The organism is Pseudoalteromonas sp. B62, from assembly GCF_037162565.1.
Classification (GTDB): Bacteria; Pseudomonadota; Gammaproteobacteria; order Enterobacterales; family Alteromonadaceae; genus Pseudoalteromonas; species Pseudoalteromonas fuliginea.
On sequence record NZ_JARLVB010000001.1, the window covers coordinates 927,720 to 951,774 of the forward strand.

Here is a 24,055-nt window from a genome sequence, read left to right on the forward strand (position 1 = left end):
CGGTAATTAAATTTACTCGTTAGAGCAACTTTCGAATTGTAAAAGTTAGTAAGCCCTAATAAAATCTTCAATCGCCTTTTATAAAGACAACAAGCTGAGCTAGTTTACTTGTACCAATCTGCATAGGTATTTGGACAACTTAACAAATTAAATTACCTCATATCTAAGCAGATTGGTATTATTTAAACCAAATATAATAAAAGCTTAAACTTATGAAATTAAAAAGATTAAGTACAACGGCTCAATCACCATTTTTTTGCTAGTTTAACTACGTTCAAACCGTACCAAGCAATAAATACATAACACAACATTGGGACAAAGAAACTAGCTTGTATATTAACCGTGTCAGCAAAGTACCCTTGTATCAGAGGGATCAACGCGCCACCGACAATTGCAAGACACAACCAACCAGATCCTTTACTCGTTAATGAGCCTAATCGTTCTATTGCAACAGAAAAGATGGTTGGAAACATAATAGAATTAAATAAACCAACTGCTAATACTGAATATAATGCAACGTCGCCGTCGCTAAATATTGTTATCAATAATAAAACAATGACACTGCATGCATTAAAAGCAATAGCTTTAGATGGTGCAATTTTTTGTAAAAGTGCAGAACCAATAAAGCGACCGACCATGGCACCTCCCCAGTAATAACTAATGAGTTTAGCTGCTGAGTGTTCTTCAAGACCTGCAATATGTGCCTCGCCAAAGTAATTAACTAAGAAGCTTCCTATAGCAACCTCTCCTCCTACATAACAAAATATAGCTAACACACCCATTGTTAAATGAGGCGCTTGAGTTAATGAGCGAGTTTGAGTTTGTTGATCGTTATTGTCTTTATGCGCTTCTATTTCTGGTAATTTAATAAAGGCAAAAATAATAGCAATTGACAACAGAGCTGCTGCTAGCAGTAAGTAAGGAATTTTCACTGATTCTGCAGAAACTGCTGAGACAGCAAGGCTACCTGCAGCGCCAAAAAACAATAACCCACCAACATAAGGACCAACGGTGGTACCTAATGCATTAAGAGCTTGTGCTAAGTTTAAGCGCGACGAGGCTGTTTTTTCAGGACCAAGAGCGGCCACATAAGGGTTTGCAGATACCTGTAAAACTGTAATACCTGAAGCAAGGACAAATAGCGCACTTAAAAAAGCCAATATTCATGCACAACCACAGCAGGATAAAATAACATGCACCCAATCGATGCCACAACTAAGCCAGTTAAAATACCTTTTTTATAGCCTAGTTGTTTAACTAAAATTCCAGCGGGTAACGATACAATAAAATAAGCACCAAAAAAGCAAAATTGCACAAGCATTGCTTCAAAGTAGCTTAAATCAAATACGCTCTTTAAGCGGGGTATTAGTACATCATTTAATACCGTTATAAAACCCCATAAAAAATAGGGTTGTCATTGCAGTCAGCGGAAACAGATAATTTTTCTTTTGCTGTTCGTTGACCGAAAATGATTGTTTTGTATTTATTTCACTCACGTCGTTTTCACTCCATTAACAAATTGAAAACGATTTTACATGTTTATTTGTGAATAATACGCCACCTACTAGGAACGTTCCACTACAACATTTATTGTTACTAACCTAAACTCTGGTAAAGAGATTTACTAACGTATTGAATTATGATTAAATTTATTTTCTCTAACCGGAGATTTTAAGTGGGGACAAGGCGAATTTACGCGTCAATAGCTGACCTATTGCAGTAACCCAACGCAGTTAGCGCTGAAAATAGCTGCTCGAGATAGATTTATTATTCACAGTTCAGGTTAACTAGTATCCACACTCAGAATTAAGGCTATCAATTAAACGTTGAGTTTCGCCGCTATTATTAAATTTATATAATCCCTTATTAATATCCTCCAAAACACCAAGCCAATTATGGCTCAATTTACTTATTGCAAAATACAGAGGGTTATTTTGTAGTGGGATACTTTCTTCTTCGATTGAATTTAATAAAAGTTGTTTTTGTGAATGACTTAACGATGAGTATTGTACTGAAAACTTTAACACTGTCGGATCGCCAATAATTAAATCAACTCTTTTCGCCACTAATAGCTGAACAAGCTGTAAGTCATCAACTGAATGCATTATTTGAAATTCATTATTGTCCATCATTGCATCAAACTCAGGCGTATTTTGATAGCCACGGACCACACCAATCCGTTGACCTTTGAGTGATTTCAAATTGCCAGAAAAGCGGTCAGCCTCATGCTTTCTTTTTAGAAACGCAATTTCGCCCCCTTTAAATGAATTTGATAAACCTAATAAGTCGCTGCGAGTTTTTCCTAATACATAATCAGAAGGTGCTGTGTCTTCAATAAAATATTCAGGCATTAAAATATCTGCTTTGCCTAACTCAACATTTCTTACCGCTCGTGCCCAAGGTAAAAATTCAATATGGACGCTATAACCTTGACTATTAAGTAGTGAAACTGCAAATTGGTACACCCACCCTTTATTGCATAATTTATCACCAATGTACGGGGGCCAATCTAATGTCGCAATATGAAGCGTTTGTTTACTGTTATTTGCTTTATAGAGCGTCCCTGATTTATAAGGTTCACCGTGCAGCATAATATTATTACCGCTACTTTGATAAGTAATCGGTATTTCAGCAGCCGTCTCCGCAGTAAAGATCAAAAGGAGAATAAACAAAAATCGCATGGCATACCTATTAAAAAAATAGTATTAATAGCAATAAGTGTAGGAGAAAATTTAGCCTTGTGTATTTATATTCTCTTTAATTAGCCTAATTAAAAAGTTAATAATGTTAAACACGACTTTACTTAATACTTACCAGCTTACTTAAATCATCGAAGCCAACTTCTACGCAAGTGAGAGCAAGCAAGTGTAATTCGTTTACTCTATGTCCAAATCTTTTAAGCACAAATATATTAACTGCGGCATGCTGAATTAGGGTTATCATTTTAAATAGGCAAAAAAACACCAACCCATTTAGATGCGGAAAGATTAAAAAGCCAGTAAATTAAATGACTTACAATGATTTGCGTAAGAAAAAAGATGAGCTAAGATTTCACCCATTTCATTTTATTGTTTGTATCACGAGAGCTAATAATAGTATCGTCACTACTCTCAACGCCGCCTAATTTAGCTAAGCGATCATACAAAACAACATTACAGGTAGCCGCTAAGTTCATGCAGCCAATAGTTGGAATATACACAACTTCATCACACCACTTTAGAACGTCTTTTGATACAGAGCCATCTTCGGGGCCAAATACATAAAATGCATTTTCAGGGTGTTTAAACTCAGGTAAAGGTGTTGCACCTTCAATAAGCTCAATAACAACAACGGTAGCGCCCTCTGGTTTTACCGTCTCTAAACTGTCGGTTTCAGTTAAAGGAATACGTTCAACCACATTTTTTGTATCTGTATGAAATTTTTTAGCATTTAAGTAACGATTGCCTGTAAAAAAACTTGTTTAGCATCGTAACAACCTGCTGCACGCAATACACCGCCAACATTAGTCGGGCTTTTAGGATTGATTAAACCAATTACGGCTTGTTGCTTACTCATTAATCTACGTCCTTTGTTGGCCATTCTGCAATGTACAAATCAAAGTCATCGAGCTTAACATCACAATCTTTAACTGTTTTGTCTTTTACAGAAATACCTAACTCATGCATACTCGTTTTATCGCCATTATTTAATAACGGGTGCCAAGAAGCCAAACCACGACCTTCGTGTAAACGACGGTAACTGCAGCTTTGTGGCATAAAAAAGATGTCTTTAAGGTTTTCTTTTGTGAGTTTTACACAAGAAGGAACAAGCGTTTGGCGGTTTTCGTACTCGCTACAACCACAGGTGTTGTTATCAAGATACTGACATACAATATTAGTAAATATTAATTGCTCACCTTCGCGTAACTGATCGGTGGCGGTAAATTCGTCTTCATCTTCGCTATCAATAAACGTATTTAAACAACATTTTCCGCATCCATCACAAATGGCTTCCCATTCATTTTGACTCATGTCGCTTAAGCTTTTTTAAGCCAAAATTGTGTATTTGCTAATTGTTGATCAAACATAGTTTACTCGTGCCCCCTAAAGAGCGCGCATTCTACCGTATTGCTGTAAATGGCGCAAAGCCAATACCCTTTCAAAGTACAGGCTTTGCGCTACAAATTAGCTTTGAGATTTAACCCAACGCTTAATTTTTTCCTCTAATATTGGCATTGGCAATGCGCCATCAATTAATATTTGCGTGTGGAACGCTTTAATATCAAATTTATCACCCAGTTGTTTTTTAGAAAAATCACGTAACTCTTGAATTTTAAATTGCCCTAACTTGTAAGAAAGCGCTTGTCCTGGCCATGCAATATATCGCTCAACCTCTGCAATTACATCGCTCTTTGCCATAGACGAATTTGTAAGCATGTAATCTATTCCCTGCTGACGCGTCCACCCTTTTGCATGAAAACCGGTATCAAGCACTAAACGCATTGCACGTAATTGCTCATCCGATAAACGCCCGTACCACATGTAAGGGTCGGTAAATAAACCTAGCTCTTTGCCTAAGCTTTCTGCGTAAAGCGCCCAACCTTCTGCAAACACAGTGTAACCACCAAATTTACGAAAATCAGGTAAGCCCTCTATTTCTTGCTGAAGTGCTATTTGAAAGTGATGACCTGGGGCTGCTTCGTGAATTGATAAAGTTTCGAGTAAAAATTTAGGCTGCGCTTTTAAGTTATAAGCATTGATATAAAAAATACCTGGGCGAGAGCCATCAGGTGCCGGAGATGCATATGATGCACCTGCTGCAGACTGGGCTCTGTATGCTTCAACCGCTTTTACAACGTAAGGGGCTTTGGGTGAGATGTTAAAAAGCAGAGGCAAACGCGCGTCTATTTTTTTCTTAACGTTTTCATATGCTGCAATTAACTCCTCAGGCGTGTCGTAGTAAAATTCATCTGAATCACGTAAATGATCAAAAAATTCAGATAGTTCACCTTTAAAGCCTACGGTTTCTTTTACTTTTTTCATTTCGCTTAAAATGCGCGACACTTCACTTAAACCAATGTCATGAATTTCATCTGCAGATAAGCTAAGCGTTGTGTTTTTCTTAATTTGGTATTCGTACCACGCTTTACCGTTTGGTAAATCACTGTAACCTACGCTTTCTCGACTATTAGGAATATACTGATTAGCTAAAAAGTCACTCATGCTTTTATAAGCCGGTACTAAGTGCTGCATAATCAATTGACGATACTGCGCTGTAATTTTTTGCTTTTGCTGTGCGCTAAACGATTCTGGTAATTTTTTAATTGGTCCCCAAAACAATGAATCTTCGGCATTTTTAACTACATGAGCTGCAAATTGTGGCTGCAGTTTTTCGGCAAGTGGTTTTGGTAACGTAATACCTAGTTTAATGCCTTGCGCCATTGAACGCTCTACACTGGCAAGCCACTTTACAAAACCTTCGCTACGCGAGATAAAAGCCGTGTAATCTTCAACGGTATTAAACGGCTGAGCACTTTGGCCTGAACCAAAACCTGCAAAGGTGTTATGCGCACCCGCCATTTGATTTATTGGTAGTAAATAATCAGGAAACTGCATGCCTTCTAATTTAAGTGCGAGGTCGCGCTCTAATATTTCAAAACTTAAAAGCGACTGCCCTGTTAACTGTGCTTTATCTATAAAGTTTAAGTGCTGTTGATATTTTTTATAAAAAGCCGCTTTTTTAACTCTATTTTCTTTTGAAATCGCAGGCGTAAATTGGTCGTTAAACTCATTACGACCATTGTACGTTGCGCTGATAGGGCTGTATGTGAGCGATTCATCGTAATACTGCGCAACAAGTACATCGAGTTGTTGCTCTGCCGAAAGCTCTGAAACAATACCTGCCGATGCGTTAACGGTGTTTAACTGCGCACTGGTATTAGTGTGTGTACTAAACCCAGTATTCATACAGCCACTTAAAGCAAACATAACGCCGCTGGCAACTAATGCTAATTTAATTGATTTCATGATAATCCTTTTTAATATCGTTTTTTAATTATGCGCATTAAACCGTGCTTAATAAAGAAATTACGATAGATTGCATTCATCGTATTAAATTTGCACTTTTATCTGAACTTGTTACATTTCTATTAATTCAAATATGATTTAAAAGAAAAATAAAATGAAAAAACAACTACTCAGCACCTCTATTGCCTTACTTTGCTTAACCACTTTTAATACCTATGCAGTTACATACCTATCAGCTAAAGCCATGGTTGATGTTAAAGATGGCAAGCTCATTAAATCCCCCTTAATTACTATTGATGATGGCGTGATCACTAATATTGAACAAAATAAAAAACCAACGCTGACTAAAGATGATAAACATATTCAACTACCTGATTTAACCCTTATGCCAGGTTTAATGGATATGCATGTGCATTTAACGAGCGATCCTACGGTGCCGCGCAGCGAACGTTTAGGCCAGTCAGTTCCTAGAATGGCGATTAAAGCGGCTCATTTTGCAAAAAAACCTTAGAAGCCGGATTTACAACTGTACGTAATGTTGGCGCAGAAGGTTACAGCGTTATAGCGGTGCGTGACGGCATAAATGCGGGTGACATAGTTGGCCCTCGTATTTGGGCTGCGGGGCCATCACTCGGAATTACTGGCGGGCACTGTGATAACAACCGACTACCTCCTGAGCTTAAATATACTTCAAGTGGCGTCGCAGACGGTCCATGGGCTGCACGTATAAAAGTACGCGAAAACATTAAATATGGGGCAAACGCTATTAAGTTTTGCGCCACAGGTGGAGTATTTTCGAAAGGGACTAAAGTAGGTGCACAGCAGTATTCTTTTGAAGAAATGAAAGCCATCGTTGATGAAGCCCATATGCGAGATTTACCTGTTGCAGCTCATGCACACGGTACAAGCGGGATTAAAACAGCCATTAAAGCAGGTGTTGATAGTGTTGAACACGCCAGCTTTTTAGATGACGAGGCCATAGCGCTTGCCAAAAAGCACGGTACTTGGCTTTCTATGGATATTTATAATACCGAATACACGCTAACTTATGGCGAGCAAAACGGCGTAGACGAAGAAAACCTAAATAAAGAACGCCAAGTATCTAAAAGGCAACGAGATAGCTTTAGCCGTGCTGTAAAAGCGGGTGTGAAAATGGTGTTCGGTACTGATGCAGCAATTTACCCGCACGGAGATAATGCAAAACAGTTTAGCCGCATGGTTAAGTTTGGCATGACAGAGCTGCAAGCAATCCAAGCATCAACGATTAATAGCGCGAAACTATTAAAAGTGGATGATCAGTTAGGACAAATTAAAGCAGGCTTTGCCGCAGATATAATTGCCGTAAAAGGCAATCCATTAACAAACATATCCCTTTTAGAGCAAATCCCTTTTGTTATGAAAGCAGGTGTTGTGTATAGAGCTAAAAAATAATACCGAGCTTTGGGTAAAGCCGCTATTTTCAGCGCTAACTGTGTTGAACTTACTTACCATAGGCCACAAAACCTAATAAAAGGCTGAATAATTAAAACTCAGCCTTAATTATTTTTTAACATATACATTTTCTATTTTACCAAACTACTCCCAAACTAAATGTTAACAAATTTGCATTAATGTTTATAAAAAATCACTTAAAGCTCAAATATAAAGCAATCAACTCTATTAAATAAAAATTATTGAACTTTTTATTCACTTTAAAAACAATAACCATTATCATTCGCGCAAATAGTTAAATACGAATGCTTATCTCCTTATGAAAAAATTTAAATACTCATTACTTACCTTAGCTTGCTTGAACGCGCACGCAACAATCGCAGCGACAACCTCTGTTGTAGACGATATTGAACGCATCAGCGTATACGAAAAACAAAACCGCGTTGTAATGAGCTCTGGTCTTGCTACTAAGTCAGACATGTCTTTAATGCAAACACCCGCACCGGTTGTAGTTATTGACCGTGAATTAATTGAATCTCAGGGCGTTGATAGCCTTCAAGATTTAGTAAGGAACGTAAGTGGCTTAACGCAGGCTGGCAATAACTATGGTATTGGTGATAATTTAGTAATTCGTGGTTTAGACGCAAACTACACCTACGATGGCATGTACGGTGGCGCAGGTTTAGGCAATACATTTAACCCAACTCGTTCACTTACAAATGTTGAATCTGTTGAGGTTTTAAAAGGCCCTGCAACAGGTTTATATGGCATTGGTAGTGCAGGTGGCGTAATTAACCTAATTGAAAAAAACCGGAGTTTGAAGAAAAACACAAAGTAGCGGCTGAGCTTGGCCAGTGGGATAGCTATTCATTATCATTTGATAGCACTAACGCTATAACAGATGATTTAGCTTATCGTGTAATGGCTAAAACAGCGTCAAGTGACGGCTTTCGTGATTTAAAAGAAGATCGCGATGAAATTTATACCTCACTTAAATACGTGCTTAATGACAGACAAAACATCATACTTTCTGCAGCCTATATAAAAGATGAAATAGCGGTTGATTCTATTGGTCACCCTATTCGTATTTACAATGCAGAAACTGCAAACGGCTTAAGCGCGGGTGAAGTAACTGGTGCCGATTTAGTAAACGATCCGACAGGAAGCGGCGTACAGTTAAGTGATGCACAACGCGACCAACTTGCTAATTCACTATCGGCATCTGATGGTTTAACACCTTACAGCTTTGGCACAAATGGTATAATTTCGCCAATGGCAGATGCTAATGAAGGTGAAGAACTGCGTTTTAAATTAACGCATAACTATTATATTACTGACGATTTGTTTTTAAACCAGCAGCTACAGTACCGCAACTACACATCAAGTTTTGCACGCCAAACCGGTGCTTATAACTACGTTTATTCAACGCGCAGTAACATTATTAATAATGACCCTCGTGCACCTTTAGTTGAAGACGGCGTACTTTACCCGTTTGCAGCACGCCGCCAAGAATACCGCCAAGTAGAAGCCGATGAAAAATCATGGCAGTACTTTTTAGATTTACGCTATGACTTTATGCTAGGCGACGTAGATAACGAGCTACTTGTTAACGCAAACTACGAAGATAGAGATATTCGTTTTAAACAATTCTCAATATGGGATCAAGATTACGTACTCACAAACAATGATGGTGATGTAACGTACCAAGGTTCATTGCCATATATTTACGACATCAGAGAACCAAATTGGCCATCGGGTAGCTTTGATGATTACGATCCGCTTAAAACAAGCAACTATAATAAAAAAGTACAAGCATGGGGCTTAGGTATTCAACATGTAGGTTATCTAACGGAAGAGCTTACAACGCGTATTGGCGTGGCATATAACCGAATTGAGCAAACTTACGAGCACTTTGGTGTTGATGAGCGTTACAGCTCTAGCCGTGCAGAGCCAACTCCTGAAGCGAGTACATCAGATTCTGGCTTAACATATAACCTTGGTGCAACTTATCAGCCATCTGAAGATTTATCTGTATTTGTAAATCATTCAAAAGGCCGTACAGCGTATAGTGTATTAGGCTCAGTGGCAGGTAATGAAGCTGACCGAGAAGATTCAGAGTCTATAAGTAACGACCTAGGCTTTAGATTTAAAGCATTTGATGACCAACTACTGGCATCTGTTGTTATATTTGAAAGCGCTCGTACAAATTTAGAATATGCAAATCCACTTTATGACGCTTTAACATCAAGCTCAGATGTACCTGAAAGCTATTATGATGGTAAAGAGCAAACAAAAGGTGTTGAGCTTGATTTAAACGCTTACTTGAACGATAAATGGAAAGTAAACGTAAACGGTATTTATCAAGATGCACGTGACAAAAGTAATCCTAACAGCAGCAGTTACGACACACGCCAAAAAGGTGTGCCTTACGTAACAGCAAGTACGTGGGTAACCTACTACGCAGATATGTTTAACTTACCTGAAGCTGTGAATATAAGTGGTGGTATTACGTTTGTAGATAACCGCAGTACTAATTCAAGTTCGTTCTCGATCCCTGATGGTTATGTACCAAGCTACACGATTTACGATACAGCGGTATCGTACACCACCGATAAATGGCATATGCAGTTAAACTTAAATAACTTGTTCAACAAAAAGTATTACTCAAAAGCGATGTTTTTAGGTGGTATGCCAGGGGAAGAGCGTAATGCAAAACTAAGTTTTAGTTACACACTTTAACTAGTTAAATACTTAAAAAGCACGGTTTTTTAGAAACCGTGCTTTTTTGTTTGATGAGCGCTTAATTTAGGTCAGATAGTAACCACTATGCGACCGTTAATTTCACCTTTGAGCATATCGTCAAAAATTTCGTTAATGTCCTCTAAGCGCTTTTCTTCAATAATTGCTTTTACTTTACCTTGAGCAGCAAATTCTAAACATTCTTGCAAATCTTTACGTGTACCAACAATAGAGCCCACTACTGACACGCCATTGAGCACTGTATCAAAAATAGGAAGTGGCATATCCTCTGGAGGTAATCCCACTAATACACATTTACCGCCTCGGCGTACACTCTTATAAGCTTGTTCAAACCCCGCTTTAGAGACCGCAGTACACACAACACCATGCGCGCCACCTACTTGTTCGAAAATAGCTTCACTCGGAACCACGTCTTTAAAATCGAGTGTTATATCTGCGCCAAGCTCTTTAGCAAGCGCGAGTTTTTCTTTGCCTGTGTCAACAGCTATTACATTAAAACCCATTGCTTTGGCGTATTGAACCGCTAGGTGCCCAAGACCACCGACGCCAACAATAGCAACCCACTGCCCTGGTTTAGCACCGGATACTTTTAATGCTTTATAGGTTGTAACGCCTGCACAAAATAATGGAGCGGCCTCAGAAAATCCTAACCCCTCTGGTATTTTTACAACGTAATCGCCATGGGCCAAGCAATACTCTGCATAACTACCATCAATAGAATAACCAGTATTATGCTGCGATAAACACAGTGTTTCTTTACCATCTAAACAAAACTCACAATGCCCACATGCACTGTATAACCAAGGAATACCCACTCTATCGCCAACTTTAAGGTGCTTTATGTTACTGCCTAGCTTTTCAATAACACCAACCCCTTCATGCCCTGGTACTAGTGGCATTTTGGGTTTTACAGGCCAATCACCATGACAGGCATGCAAATCAGTATGGCAAACACCACAGGCTGCTATTTTTACTAGTACATCGTTAGTTCCAACCTCAGGAATTGGCAGGTCAGTAATTTCTAATTTACCTTTATATTCATTATTTATTGCAGCTTTCATAATCATTCCATCGTATGTAAGAAGTCGTAAGTTAAAAAAAGTATTTTCGTGAGGTTATTTAAATAACATAACCTAATATAGGCGGATACAAGTTAATCTAAATCAAACTTTAGTAGCGAAAAACAAATTTTACACTGCGTAAGATCTTGCTATCCAAAATCAGCGTGCTAGCATTTACTTTCTGAAATTATTGAAAGTTAATAAGCTATGAGTTTATCCGAAAAGAATTTTGCCTTTGTAATGCATTGTGGTGAGATGGGCAGCCGCTGGGGATTCAATCGTACCATCGGACAAATGTGTGGTTTGCTGATTATTACTAAAAACCCAATGACAGCCAATGAGATTGCAGATGCGCTTAGTATTTCTCGCGGTAATGTAAGTATGGGTATTAAAGAGCTGCAATCGTGGCAGTTAATTAAGGTGCAACATATACCTGGAGATCGAAAAGAATACTACGCCCCTGCAGGTGAGATTTGGGATATGGCAAATCGAGTATTTGAAGAGCGTAAAAAGCGCGAAATTGAGCCCACCTTAACGCTACTACGCGATAACTTGTTAGACGAAGCCAGTAATGACGATGAACTTTACGCGCAAAAACAAATGGGGGAAATTCACAACCTACTTGAAACCGTCACTAAATGGTCATCAGAGCTGCAACGTTTAACGCCAGAGCAACTTAATAAGCTGATGAAGCTAGGTTCTGGAATTGGTAAAGTTATTGACCTAAAAGATAAGATATTCAAAAAAGAATAAAGCCGCAATTGCGGCTTTATTTATAGGTATATTTCAAAAATTAGATTTTTGGATAACCAATTCTATCCGACAAGTAACCTACGCTAGTAGCAAAGTAATACGAGCGATTCCAATGCATAAACACTTTGTAGTTATCGTACGCTAAGTACATACGGCCATTTATATCATCAGGCATAACCAGCGCAGCACGTACGTCTACATTCGGTAAATCAGAACCATCAGCTTTACGAACACCCAGTGCTTGCCAATCAGCTAATGAGCGCTCTGAGTCGTTCCAATATTCTAACCACTGCTTGCGTGTTTTTGTTCCACGAACTAAAACATATTTATTATCAAAATTTTCAGGTAACTGAACTTGGCGACCCCACGTAAGAGAGTCGTTCCAGCCTTCTTGCTTTAGATAATTAGCAATTGAGGCAAAAGCATCTTCTTTTGTAGTCCAAATATCTTTACGACCATCGTTGTTGTAATCAACCGCGTAAGCATTAAAAGAGGTAGGCATAAATTGCGTTTGCCCCATTGCGCCTGCCCAAGAGCCCTTAAATTTATCAAGCGTTATGTGGCCCGACTTTAAAATATCCAGTGCAGCCCAAAGTTGGCGCTTATAAAGTGCTTCTCGGCGTCCATCAAAAGCAAGTGTCACTAATGATGAAATAACGTTATGACCGCCTTGAATTGTACCAAAGTTACTTTCAAGTCCCCAAAGCGCGACTATAAAGCGTGCTTGTACGCCAAACTCTTTCGCTACTTTTTCAAGTACCTCTTTGTTTTCTGCGTAAAGCTTACGTGCGCGGTCAATTTTCCATTGTGGTACACGTTTTGGTAAATACGTTTCAAGGGTTTCTTTTACTTCTGGCTGGTTTTTGTCAGCCGAAACCACTTTTTCTTTATACGTTGCTGTTGCAAACGCATCGTCAATAAGTTTGGCCTCATAACCTTTTGCAATAGCTTCTTGCTTTAAATTAGCTAAATAATCTTGAAAATCAGCCTGAGTTTTTGCAATCACAGGTGAGTTTAAACATACACCACATAATATAACGATAAGTTTTTTAATCACTATCGACTCCATTGTCTTTTCGTAATTGGCTTAGCAAATTTTGCTCAGGTGGTGGAATTTGTAAGTAGTAGCCTTTATCAGGGTTTGATAACGCTGCTTTTACTGTTTCTAAATCTGCCCCACCTAAATGCTCACGTTTTGCTAAATTGATGATCATCACATAAACAGGTTGACCAAACATAGTCATCAAAGGTTCCGGAACTTTACTAAAATCATCTCTTTTTTCAACAAATAAGAACGTATCCGCTTTTTTCTTACTTTTATATACTGCAGTGAGCATTATGGCCCTATAAATTCTTGCTTAACAATGCCGCACACTATAACATGAGAGTAATAATAAGTTAGAAAAATTAGATTAGAAATTTCATTAAAGGCCTTATTCAGCCTATGTTTATCTAAGATTAATTTCTGATCAGACAATTCAATTGAGCGTGTATGTCGGACCAAATTTTTGAGTTAAAAGGGAATCTTTTTACGTTATCAGTTTTGCATCTCTATACTACTGATATAAACCTTTTAGCAGAACAACTGTATATAAAAATAGCCCAAGCACCTAAGTTTTTTGAGGGTGCACCTATTGTTGTTAACTTAATTGAGATAAAAAATAGTTCACTCGATTTTGTTCACTTAAAATCATTAATCGAGCGGATGAGTTTTAATGCTGTTGGTGTGTGTAATGGTTCTGATGAACAACACATAGATGCGAAAGCTGCTGGGCTCTCTGTTTTAAATTATTCACAAGACGTTAAGAGTGAACCTGTTAAACAGGAAACTAATACGTCTATCATTGAAAAAAATGTAATTTTACCAGCACAAATTATCAATGGTGCTGTACGTTCGGGACAGCAAGTTTATGCAAAAGACAGAGACCTAATTGTGTTAGGTGCTGTAAGTCATGGCGCCGAAGTTATTGCCGATGGTAATGTGCATATATACGGAACTCTTCGCGGGCGGGCTATCGCCGGTGCAAAAGGATTAAAAAATGCACATATATTCTGCCAAAAATTAGAGGCAGAGCTTGTTTCCATTAATGGTAATTATTGGATCAGTGATTCACTCCAAGGTGAGCATTGGGGAAACGCCGTGCAAATACAACAAAAAATGAATCATTAGAAATTTCAGCTTTGGTTAAAGGATAAATCTCATGGCAAAAGTAATTGTCGTTACCTCAGGTAAAGGCGGTGTTGGAAAAACAACATCAAGCGCTGCAATCGGCACAGGCTTAGCACTAAAAGGCTATAAAACTGTTATTATAGATTTTGATATTGGTTTACGTAACCTAGACTTAATTATGGGTTGTGAACGCCGTGTGGTTTATGACTTTGTAAACGTAATCAACGGTGAAGCAAAACTTAATCAGGCGCTTATTAAAGACAAGCGTGTTGATAAATTGTTTTTACTCCCTGCATCGCAAACGCGTGATAAAGACGCATTAACACGTGAAGGTGTTGAACGCGTACTAAACGAATTAAAAGAAGACTTTGATTACATTGTTTGTGACTCGCCAGCTGGTATTGAAGCCGGTGCAATGATGGCAATGTATTTTGCTGACGAAGCAATTGTGACAACTAATCCAGAAGTGTCGTCAGTTCGAGATTCGGATCGTATTTTAGGTATTTTACACAGCAAATCGAAACGTGCTGAAGAAGGCCTAGAAAACATTAAAGAACACTTACTATTAACACGCTACAATCCTGATCGAGTTGCTAAAGGTGAAATGTTATCAGTCGAAGACGTACAAGACATTTTAGCTATTGATTTATTAGGTGTTATTCCAGAATCTCAAGCGGTACTAAGTGCATCTAACTCAGGTCAGCCAGTTATATTAGACAGTGAATCTGACGCTGGGCAAGCTTATGCAGATGCTATTAACCGCTTACTCGGTGAAACCGTCGATTTTCGCTTCTTAGATGTAGAGAAAAAGGCTTATTTAAACGGATTTTTGGAGGTTAACGTGTCTTTACTTGACTACTTCCGCTCAGAAAAGAAAAACAGTGCGTCATTAGCAAAAGAGCGATTGCAGATCATTGTCGCGCACGAGCGTTCTCAACGAGGAACGCCGGATTACTTACCACAATTAAAACAAGATATTTTAGATGTGATCCGTAAATACGTGAACGTAAGTAGCGATGCGGTACAAGTTCAATTCGATCAAAACGAAGATGATCTAGCTGTTCTTGAGCTAAACGTTACGTTACCTGATGAAGAAAAGAAGTAAATATAAAATGGGCGCTTAAAGCGCCCATTTTATTTATATCTGCTTTGTAATAGCGGCTCTAAATACCTATGCTTTGATCCTCTGCGCTGAACTAAAAGTTTTTCACCATGCAAATCAACAGATAAATGTCACACAATTAAAGGGTATATTTAATCTTAAGTATCCCACTCTTTTAGCGCATCTTGAACATATGAATAACGCCAAGAGCTAAGTAAGTCAGGCTTTATATGACTCCTTTTTTGCTCATTAGTAAGCTTCCAATTCCAACTGATCAATTGATTAATTTGCTTTTTAGAAGCCATAACGTCTTCTGGTATATTGTGCTCTTTAGCTACTTTGGTGATTTTTTGCTTTATATCTTTAGCAACTTTTTTGTAAGTAGGAAAATCAATTAAGCGCTTAAGTACTTCGGGGTGCTCGCTCTCAGGTATTGCTTTAGCTGCTTCAATACATTTTAGTACCTCAACACCAGAACGATTAACTTCTATAGCTTCAACACCAGGAATTTGACGAAGAGCATTTAGACTAGAAGGGCCACGTTTTGCAATTTCAGTCATGTTATGTTCTTTTAAAACAAAATTAAGCGCTAAATTTTTTCTAATTGCTTTATTTCGTCGCCATACAGCAAGCTCTTTTAATACAGCCAGCTCATGTGGTTTAAGTTGCCATGCATTTTTAATATCTTTATATAAAAGTTCATCGGGTGTTTGAAACGCACGTTTATTAGCAATTAATTCGCTTTCATTAATAACAATATCAAATAAATCAGCTGCTTTAATACGCTCAATAATTAATTTAAAACACGGCAGCAAATGAAATGTGTCAGCTGCTGCATAATCAAGTTGTTTAGTCGTTAACGGACGTTGCAACCAATTAGTACGCGATTCACTTTTATCTATTTCAATACCCAGCAGCTCTTTTACCATAAGCGCAAAACCCATACAGTTGCCTTCACCTAGCAATTGCAGTGCAAATTGTGTATCAAATAACGGCGCAGGGACAAAGCCTGCGTATTTTTGAAATACTTCAATATCCTCTGAAGGTGAATGTAATACTTTTAGTACGGTGGGGTCTTTTAATATTTGCCAAAAATCAAACAAAGAAAGTTCAGCCAGTGGATCAATCAAAGCTAAATGCTCGCCATCAAATACTTGGATAAGTGCAACTTCTGGATACAAAGTGCGACGACGCATAAACTCGGTATCAATAGCTAAAATAGGCTTGTTTTTTATTTGTTCAACAAAAGTGTTCAGTTGATTTTGTGTTTCGATTAATTGATATTGCACTTAGTCTCCTACAATAAAAAAGCCGGCTATTGCCGGCTTTTTTATAGGTTGCTAATCTTTCAAGGCTCTTCTGAGTATTTTACCTACATTAGTTTTAGGTAATTCATCCCTAAACTCAACGAGCTTGGGAACCTTATAATTAGTTAAATTATCACGACAGTGATTTATTATATCTTTTTCAGTCAAAGAAGGGTCTTTTTTTACAACAAAAACTTTAACTTGTTCACCGCTTGCATCATGTGGAATACCAATAGCTGCTACTTCAAGCACACCTTCGTGCATAGCGATAACTTCTTCAATTTCATTTGGGAAAACATTGAAACCAGAAACAATAATCATGTCTTTTTTACGATCGACGATAAAAAAGAAACCTTCCTCATCATAGGTTGCAATATCACCTGTTGCAAACCAACCATCTTTTAAACATTCAGCGGTTGCATCTGGTCGCTTGTAGTAACCAAGCATTACCTGAGGTCCCTTAACGCATAGCTCACCAGGCTCACCTTGTGCAGCCTCTTCACCATTATCAAGAATTAACTTTATATCAGTATTTGGCGCTGGTAAGCCAATAGAACCGTTGTACGCTTTCAAATCGTAAGGACTGATAGTCACTAAAGGAGCACATTCAGTAAGGCCGTAGCCTTCCATTAATTTTGAGCCAGTTACTTTTTGCCATTTTTCAGCGACTGGACGTTGAACGGCCATACCGCCGCCTAATGACATTTTCAAATGGCTAAAATCAAGTTCAGCAAAACCTGGAGTATTTAACAAGCCATTAAATAACGTATTAACACCCGTAATGGCAGTAAATTTTGTTTGTCCTAATTCTTTAACAAACCCGGGCATATCGCGCGGATTAGTAATTAATAAGTTTAAACCACCATATTTCATAAAGGTTAAGCAGTTAGCCGTTAATGCAAAAATATGATAAAGCGGCAATGCGGTAACAACAACTTCTTTACCTCGTTCCAATACTTTATCTAAACAGCCCGATACTTGCTCAAGATTCCCCACCATATTACCGTGGCTCAGCATTGCTCCTTTAGATACACCCGTTGTACCACCAGTGTATTGTAAAAAAGCTAAATCGCTTAAGTTCATTTCCGGGCGTTTATATGCATCTGCATCTGCTTCTAACAAGTCAGAAAACTTAATCGTATTAGGTAAATTGTATGTAGGCACCATTTTTTTAACGTGCTTAACAACAAAGTTTACTATGTGTTTTTTAAGGCCACCAACCAAATCGCCTACTTGCGTAACTACGATATGTTTAACATCAGTATGTGCAAGTGATTTTTCAAGCGTATCTGCAAAGTTTGCAAGAATAAAAATTGCGGTGGTATCAGAGTCTTTTAATTGATGCTCTAACTCACGCACGGTATAAAGTGGATTAACGTTAACAACCACACAACCCGCACGTAAAATACCTAAAATTGATATCGGCGTTTGCAATAAATTGGGCATCATAACAGCGACTTTGTCGCCTTTTTTGAGACCTAAATTATTTTGAATGTAAGAAGCAACTTTTTTGGTTGCTGTATCAATTTCGTCATAAGACAATGTTTTACCCATATTAGTAAATGCAGGTAAATCTTTGTAGTCACTAAAACTTTTTCGAACACTTCGAGTAACGAGTTGTAATGCTCAGGATCGATTGTTTCAGGCATACCCTCTGGGTAGCGCTTAAGCCAGATTTTTTCCACTCTTAGCCCCTGTTTATAATTATATTTTTATTAACCTTAATCTAAGTAAGGCACTTTAACAATTGAGCAAATACTCTAATGCGGGAATAATCCCACATTTATCGACAATATACAATTAACGTGCACCACTTTGCACCATAAATGCTTGAATATATTCAAAACATTCGTTACTACTTTGCATATGACAATGATGTCCACCACCAACATTAATTACACTTAAGTCACTGTAATAACTAATATACTTAGCTAAATTCTGTTTTACAAACGTATAACCTTCATTACCTATAATTAATTGACATGGTGCAATTAAATCTTTTATTGCACCAATACATTGCGCTTCATCAAACCTAAAACCTGAGTGATTTTTAAGCTTTGGGTCAGTCGTTAATTCAAACCCTCCATCGATTGCTTTTATGTTTCGATTCATTAAAAGCATAATTAGTTCATTATTCAAATCGGTAGTTTGTGAGCGTGCTTCATAAATTAGCGTTTTCGATTTATAAATTCTCGATTTCTTATTTTTTAATCTTGCTCTATTTAATACCGCATTTTTTAACTGTTCGCATACATCTTGGCTAGGGGTTGTAACGCAGCCAATGCCTTCAATAAAGGTAACCGACTTAACATAATCGTTAAAACAGCTAGCAAAAAGTCCTGCCACCATGGCTCCCATCGAGTGACCAACTAAATGTACTTTTTTTACACCAAGCGCATTTATAAACTGGTATAAATCATCAATATAATCAACAAAATAATAGTGAGCATCTTGACTTCGCCAAGATGACAAACCGTGGCCTGCAAAGTCAATACAGTACCAAGTATGCTGAGGTTCAACGCCATCAAGCATAGGAGCAAAGCTATTACTATTATCGAGCCAACCGTGCAGTGCAATTACAACATCAGTGCCCGCCCCTTTCTTTTGACCATGAATATTTAAATTGTTGGTTTGAATATTAAATGGCTGCACACCAAACCTCTTGTTGTTTTAATGCATTATCATTTATAGCATACAAGTTGTCAGACCACTAACACCTCCTATTTGTTCAGCCTTGATGAGACTTTCACTCAATAAATAAAAAACAAAGTAACCATTAATTTTCAATAAGTTAAATAAACCCTAAATTTAAGAAAAGATCAATTTTCTAAAAACTAAACAGCGTTTTAATCTATTGCATGTTTTTATAAATAATAACAAGTATAAATACTGTGAATGACAACTTTAATTACTATTTATAACCTATCGGCTTAAATAATCCACCTACCGAAATGGTTTATTACAAATATTCATTTATTTATCATACTAACTCTATACAATAAAAGCGGCTATTAAATAAGGTACACTCATAAGGTACAACCATGAAAAAACAGATCAGCTTATTGGCACTTTTATGCGTCACATCGGGTGTTTACGCAGAATCAGCACCTAAAAATGTAATTTATATGATTGGTGACGGCATGGGTCCGGCTTACACCACTGCTTATCGCTATTTTAAAGATGACCCTGCGACTAAAGAGATCGAAGGTACTGTTTTCGATACAATTTTAAAAGGTATGGCACATACTTACCCTGACGATCATACTTATGTAACCGACAGCGCAGCAGGTGCAACAGCACTTAGTAGCGGTCATAAAAGTTACAATGGCGCAATTGCAGTAGATACAGACAAAAAATCAGTTAAAACCATGCTTGAAATAGCAAAAGAGCGCGGTATGACAACAGCGCTTGTAGTAACATCACAAATAAATCATGCCACTCCAGCAAGCTTTGCTGCACATAATGAATCGCGTAATAACTACGACGATATTGCCAACGATTATATTGATAATAAAATTGTAGGTAAATTACCTGTCGATTTAATGCTCGGTGGTGGTACTCAATACTTTATTAGAGACGATCGTAATTTAGTTGATGAGTTTAAAGCTGCTGGTTATCAATACGGTGACGATATTAAAAACCTTGGCCAGATAACAAAAATACCAGCCATTGGCTTATACGCACCTAAAGGACTGCCTTTCGCACTTGATGAAAATCCAACTCGCCTAACTCAGCTCACATCTAAAGCGCTCAATTTGCTAGATGACCAAAACAAGAATGGTTTTTTTGTAATGATTGAAGGCAGCCAAATTGATTGGTGTGGTCACGCAAACGATATAGCCTGTGCAATGGCTGAGATGGATGATTTTGCTAAATCAATAGAACAAGCAAAAGCGTATGTTGATAAAAACAAAGACACTATATTAGTCATAACGGCCGATCATTCAACAGGCGGGTTAACCCTTGGCGCACATGGTCAATACAAATGGGAAACTGATGTAGTAAAAGGTGTTAAAGCAACTGCTGGTAAATTAACTCAACTTTTACTGGATGCTGATGATTTAAAGCCAGTATGGACTGCTAACACCAATATTGAATTTACAACTGAAAATCAAATAAAACTTGAGCAAGCTAAAAAAATGGGTGAAAAAGCGCTTAATTTAGCTGTTAAAAGCATTATTAGCGATGCAAGCTTTACTGGCTGGACAACCGGCGGACACACCGCTGTAGACGTGCAGGTATTTGCTTATGGTAAAGGCAGTGAACAATTTATTGGATCGCAAAACAATACCGATATTGCTGATAAACTAATCGGCTTTATTGAAAAATAAAAATTGTATTTCATTTTGAATGACAAAAAGCCCGAACACATGTTCGGGCTTTTTATTAAATCTTATAGCTATATTCAAGTAAAGCGCGGTAATGCACTTTAAGCGTATATATCAACGCCTATTAAATTTTGTACTTCTGCTCTGCGTTCTAAATTAGCAAATTCAGTATAAGTAGAAATCGCTTTGCTTACTTGAGCTGTCGGTTGGTCGTAAATTGTTTGCCTGTACTCATTGCTTTTAGCACTGCTTTTAAACAGCTGATTAGCCAGTTCAACACCCTCGACACTGCTTTTTACATAATCGGTATTCGTTTTTTTAGCAGCCGGTTGGTCTAATAAGCTCTGTGGTTTATTAGTAACAACTTTGGTAGAGCTAACCCTACCCGGAATATCTCCGGTAAAAAAACCTGAACCAATAGGCAGCGTCATTACGCGTCTCCAACCTTAATAATGCATAAAATTATGATTTAAAAACAACCAATTTGCAAATAATATGATTACTCACGTCCTGGTAGCTTTTTCCAAGTCACCGTATCGCGCACATATTTAGGTTGAGCGTCGCTCGCTTTTACAACATCACCCGCTAAAAACGCGGCTTCAACATGCGCTAGCATATAACGTGCATCGGGTAATGTAATTTCACTATTAATTGTCACATTTTCAAAGTCATTAAGCGCATCAGGATAGGTTTTAAAACCCGTGCCCACCGCTACAGATGGCTCAGTGGTTGCTATATAATCATTATTTAGTAAATCAGGTTTTATAACGCATTCTTGGTTAACTAAAAGCATTAAATTATTTTGCGCTTGGTAATGGGCAAAATATATTTCCCCATACGCGCATCTATACTTGGGTAAACACTAAGACTGCCGTTTTGTTCAAACGCTTGTTGCGCCATAATTGCAAGTGTAGAAACACCTACTAGCGGTAAGTTAGTTGAGTACGCTAAACCCTGCGCTATTGCTACACTAATACGTACACCAGTGAAACTACCTGGCCCTTGGCCAAAACCGATTACATCTAAATCTTTTAATTTGCAGTTTGCTTTAGTTAACAGCTCATCCACGAGTGGAAGTATTTTTGGCTGTGCTGCTGCGGACACTCTTCAAAATGATGAAATGTTTGGCCCTGAAAATGTAAAACAATTGAAAGCGCCTCAGTAGAAGCATCAAGGGCTAGAATGTTACTTTTTATCATTTTATTACTCTAATTAATTTGTTGTAAAAATTTATTGGCATCTTCTAAACTTCGTGTTCGGCGCATTGGCGGTAAGCTTTTTAAAAATACTTGGCCATATTGTCGTGTAACTAAGCGATTATCACATATGACAAGTACACCTTTATCTTTGCTATCGCGTATTAAACGCCCAACACCTTGTTTAAGTGCAATAACAGCTTGTGGCAATTGTATATGCGCAAAAGGGTCTTTCCCCTGCATTTGGCAATCTTGCATTTTAGCTTGTAATAATGGGTCATCGGGTGCTGCAAATGGCAATTTATCAATAATAACACAACTTAACGTACTGCCGCGTACATCAACACCTTCCCAAAAAGAAGCCGTGCCGAGTAATACCGCATTACCATGGCGGGTAAATTTCTCTAAAATAATACGCTTAGACATTTGCCCTTGCATATAAACTGGGTAGTCTATTTGTGTAGTTAGCCCTTCGGCTACCAAATGCATCATTCGATAGCTAGTAAATAATACAAAACAACGCCCTTGTGCTGATTTTATAAGCTCAAGCGTTAATTTTACAATTGCATGGGGCATATTATCAGCGTGTGATTCGGGTAAGTAGCGAGGTAAACACAGCAGCGCCTGATTAGGGTAATCAAATGGGCTATCTACCATCATGCTTTGTTTTGGTTTTAAACCTAGGCTTGCATTAAAATGCGCTAGTTTGTTGTCAACCGAAAGTGTTGCTGAAGTGAATACAAAACCTGCGCCCGTGTCTTGCATCATTTGAGCAAACTTAGCTGATACATTTAATGGCGTTATATTAATTGTTAAATAACGGCGCGTTGTTTCATACCAATAACTAAAGCCGGTTTGGGCTGTATCAAAAACCCGCTCTAACTGCCCTTTAAACGCAAGTGCACGTTCAAATGGATGCTCAATTTTGTCGCTTCTATCTAGGCAAAGCTTAAGTACTTGGTAAACAAAATCTAAATCACTGATCACACGATGAAGTGCTGCGCATATTTGTTTATCACTGAGCTTTTCACGCCAATCGCCACGGCTGCCATCAACGCCAAACTGTAATCGTAAATCAGCAACGCTTGTCTCAAGCTTATTTAAGCTTTTACCGAGCTGCAGCATATCGGGAATTTCGGCTCTATAAATAGCACGTAAGTCATTAATTAAGTCCACCAGCTTTTTAGTGCTAACACTTTCACCAAAGTAATCGCTGGCAATTTCGCTTAACTGATGGGCTTCATCAAATATGTAAGCATCTGCTTTTGGCATAAGCTCGGCAAAGCCGCTTTCTTTTACGGCCATGTCGGCAAAAAACAAATGATGGTTAATCACAACCACATCGGCATCGGCCGCAGTTAAACGTGCTTTGCGTATATAACAGCTTTGAAAATCTGGACACTCTTTACCTAAACAATTATCGGCTGTTGAATTTACATAAGGCAGTACTTTGGCATCATCCTCTATACCAATACAATCAGCTAAATCGCCTGATTGCGTTTCGCTGGCAAATTTAGCAACCATGGCTAGTTGATGCATAACATCAGAGTCGTCCGTAGGTACATGTGCAACATGCTGATTAAGGCGGTAAGTACATAAGTAGTTGGCACGCCCTTTTAATAGGGCTGTTTTTTTAGAGGCGCCGAGTGCTTTAACGAGCTGTGGTAAATCGCGATGGTACAGCTGCTCTTGTAGGGCTTTAGAGCCTGTCGATATTATCGTTCGGCCTTTTGATTTAAGTGCTGGGGCTAAATATGCAAACGTTTTACCCGTACCAGTACCGGCTTCAACGACCAATTGCGAACTGTTTTTTAATGCATCAGCAACGGCGACAGCCATATCTATTTGAGGTTGGCGAGGAGTGTATCCATCTAAAGACAACGCCAAAGGCCCGGTTGCGCTAAACAGTTGTTTGATAATACCAATCACTTTACAATAAATA

12 protein-coding genes and 9 pseudogenes are annotated in these 24,055 nt (G+C 38.2%); 7 read left to right on the forward strand and 14 right to left on the reverse strand.

What is annotated here, in order from left to right; all coding sequences use genetic code 11:
- Nucleotides 1–245: 245 nt before the first annotated feature.
- The 5 genes and pseudogenes from P4S71_RS04040 to P4S71_RS04060 all read right to left on the reverse strand — a co-directional run bounded on the left by P4S71_RS04040 (nt 246) and on the right by P4S71_RS04060 (nt 6,005).
- Nucleotides 246–1,496, reverse strand: a pseudogene (locus P4S71_RS04040) (sugar MFS transporter).
- A gap of 291 nt (nt 1,497–1,787) precedes the next feature.
- Entirely contained in the window at nt 1,788–2,681 is an 894-nt protein-coding gene (locus P4S71_RS04045; RefSeq protein ID WP_096794621.1) for a substrate-binding periplasmic protein, read from the reverse strand.
- 362 nt (nt 2,682–3,043) lie between these two features.
- A pseudogene (locus tag P4S71_RS04050) lies at nt 3,044–3,555 on the reverse strand (RNA methyltransferase).
- Nucleotides 3,555–4,066: pseudogene (locus P4S71_RS04055) on the reverse strand (YcgN family cysteine cluster protein). The pseudogenes P4S71_RS04050 and P4S71_RS04055 overlap by 1 nt, the downstream one beginning before the upstream one ends.
- A 97-nt stretch (nt 4,067–4,163) precedes the next feature.
- The gene (locus P4S71_RS04060) at nt 4,164–6,005 is read right to left on the reverse strand and encodes a DUF885 domain-containing protein (RefSeq protein WP_096794618.1); all 1,842 of its coding nucleotides are present in this window, start codon (nt 6,003–6,005) and stop codon (nt 4,164–4,166) included.
- 154 nt (nt 6,006–6,159) lie between these two features.
- On the opposite strand from P4S71_RS04060, the pseudogene P4S71_RS04065 reads away from it, so the two are divergent.
- Together P4S71_RS04065 and P4S71_RS04070 are read left to right on the forward strand one after the other, a co-directional pair.
- Nucleotides 6,160–7,436 (forward strand): annotated as a pseudogene (locus tag P4S71_RS04065) (Xaa-Pro dipeptidase).
- A gap of 319 nt (nt 7,437–7,755) precedes the next feature.
- A pseudogene (locus P4S71_RS04070) lies at nt 7,756–10,175 on the forward strand (TonB-dependent receptor).
- A gap of 71 nt (nt 10,176–10,246) precedes the next feature.
- Here the strand turns inward: P4S71_RS04070 and adhP are convergent.
- Nucleotides 10,247–11,257: an alcohol dehydrogenase AdhP gene (gene adhP / locus P4S71_RS04075; protein WP_096794615.1), complete on the reverse strand. Its 1,011-nt coding sequence runs from the start codon at nt 11,255–11,257 to the stop codon at nt 10,247–10,249.
- A gap of 207 nt (nt 11,258–11,464) precedes the next feature.
- On the opposite strand from adhP, the gene P4S71_RS04080 reads away from it, so the two are divergent.
- Nucleotides 11,465–12,010, forward strand: coding sequence for a GbsR/MarR family transcriptional regulator (locus P4S71_RS04080; RefSeq protein WP_033015088.1), 546 nt, complete (start codon nt 11,465–11,467; stop codon nt 12,008–12,010).
- Nucleotides 12,011–12,050: 40 nt separating this feature from the next.
- Here P4S71_RS04080 and P4S71_RS04085 read toward each other — a convergent pair whose 3' ends face one another.
- Nucleotides 12,051–13,067 (reverse strand): lytic murein transglycosylase, encoded by a 1,017-nt coding sequence (locus tag P4S71_RS04085; RefSeq protein WP_337150144.1) that lies wholly within the window; start codon nt 13,065–13,067, stop codon nt 12,051–12,053.
- Nucleotides 13,060–13,347, reverse strand: a complete 288-nt coding sequence (locus P4S71_RS04090) for a YcgL domain-containing protein (RefSeq protein ID WP_008134235.1) — start codon at nt 13,345–13,347, stop codon at nt 13,060–13,062. Before P4S71_RS04090 ends, P4S71_RS04085 begins: the two co-directional genes overlap by 8 nt.
- 155 nt (nt 13,348–13,502) lie before the next feature.
- Here P4S71_RS04090 and minC point away from each other — a divergent pair.
- The 3 genes and pseudogenes from minC to minE all read left to right on the forward strand — a co-directional run bounded on the left by minC (nt 13,503) and on the right by minE (nt 15,285).
- Nucleotides 13,503–14,206 (forward strand): annotated as a pseudogene (gene minC / locus P4S71_RS04095) (septum site-determining protein MinC).
- Between the two features lie 5 nt (nt 14,207–14,211).
- Nucleotides 14,212–15,020: pseudogene (minD, locus tag P4S71_RS04100) on the forward strand (septum site-determining protein MinD).
- A 1-nt stretch (nt 15,021) separates the two neighbouring features.
- On the forward strand, nt 15,022–15,285 hold the full coding sequence (minE, locus tag P4S71_RS04105; protein WP_007377619.1) for a cell division topological specificity factor MinE: 264 nt from the start codon (nt 15,022–15,024) through the stop codon (nt 15,283–15,285).
- A gap of 155 nt (nt 15,286–15,440) precedes the next feature.
- Here minE and rnd read toward each other — a convergent pair whose 3' ends face one another.
- From rnd to P4S71_RS04120, 3 genes and pseudogenes are all read right to left on the reverse strand, one after another.
- Nucleotides 15,441–16,571: a ribonuclease D gene (gene rnd / locus P4S71_RS04110; protein ID WP_007377620.1), complete on the reverse strand. Its 1,131-nt coding sequence runs from the start codon at nt 16,569–16,571 to the stop codon at nt 15,441–15,443.
- Nucleotides 16,572–16,622: 51 nt separating this feature from the next.
- Nucleotides 16,623–18,274, reverse strand: a pseudogene (gene fadD / locus P4S71_RS04115) (long-chain-fatty-acid--CoA ligase FadD).
- 115 nt (nt 18,275–18,389) lie between these two features.
- Nucleotides 18,390–19,241 (reverse strand): alpha/beta hydrolase, encoded by an 852-nt coding sequence (locus P4S71_RS04120; RefSeq protein ID WP_337150145.1) that lies wholly within the window; start codon nt 19,239–19,241, stop codon nt 18,390–18,392.
- A gap of 389 nt (nt 19,242–19,630) precedes the next feature.
- Here P4S71_RS04120 and P4S71_RS04125 point away from each other — a divergent pair, with 389 nt between their 5' ends.
- Complete coding sequence (locus tag P4S71_RS04125; protein WP_337150146.1) at nt 19,631–20,920, forward strand: alkaline phosphatase; 1,290 nt, start codon at nt 19,631–19,633, stop codon at nt 20,918–20,920.
- A 98-nt stretch (nt 20,921–21,018) separates the two neighbouring features.
- On the opposite strand, the gene P4S71_RS04130 is transcribed toward P4S71_RS04125, so the two are convergent.
- The 3 genes and pseudogenes from P4S71_RS04130 to P4S71_RS04140 all read right to left on the reverse strand — a co-directional run bounded on the left by P4S71_RS04130 (nt 21,019) and on the right by P4S71_RS04140 (nt 24,042).
- Nucleotides 21,019–21,348, reverse strand: a complete 330-nt coding sequence (locus P4S71_RS04130; RefSeq protein WP_033029686.1) for a hypothetical protein — start codon at nt 21,346–21,348, stop codon at nt 21,019–21,021.
- A gap of 68 nt (nt 21,349–21,416) precedes the next feature.
- A pseudogene (tsaB, locus tag P4S71_RS04135) lies at nt 21,417–22,116 on the reverse strand (tRNA (adenosine(37)-N6)-threonylcarbamoyltransferase complex dimerization subunit type 1 TsaB).
- 9 nt (nt 22,117–22,125) lie between these two features.
- Nucleotides 22,126–24,042, reverse strand: a complete 1,917-nt coding sequence (locus tag P4S71_RS04140; RefSeq protein WP_337150147.1) for an ATP-dependent DNA helicase — start codon at nt 24,040–24,042, stop codon at nt 22,126–22,128.
- Between the last annotated feature and the right edge of the window lie 13 nt (nt 24,043–24,055).

What these genes read in the sequence shown, in the direction of transcription:
- adhP (WP_096794615.1), bottom strand. Translation starts at nt 11,257, where the DNA reads ATGAAAGCTGCAATAAATAATGAATATAAAGGTAAATTAGAAATTACT.
- P4S71_RS04080 (WP_033015088.1), top strand. Translation starts at nt 11,465, where the DNA reads ATGAGTTTATCCGAAAAGAATTTTGCCTTTGTAATGCATTGTGGTGAG.
- P4S71_RS04090 (WP_008134235.1), bottom strand. Translation starts at nt 13,347, where the DNA reads ATGCTCACTGCAGTATATAAAAGTAAGAAAAAAGCGGATACGTTCTTA.
- P4S71_RS04130 (WP_033029686.1), bottom strand. Translation starts at nt 21,348, where the DNA reads ATGACGCTGCCTATTGGTTCAGGTTTTTTTACCGGAGATATTCCGGGT.
- P4S71_RS04125 (WP_337150146.1), top strand. Translation starts at nt 19,631, where the DNA reads ATGAAAAAACAGATCAGCTTATTGGCACTTTTATGCGTCACATCGGGT.
- P4S71_RS04045 (WP_096794621.1), bottom strand. Translation starts at nt 2,681, where the DNA reads ATGCGATTTTTGTTTATTCTCCTTTTGATCTTTACTGCGGAGACGGCT.
- P4S71_RS04060 (WP_096794618.1), bottom strand. Translation starts at nt 6,005, where the DNA reads ATGAAATCAATTAAATTAGCATTAGTTGCCAGCGGCGTTATGTTTGCT.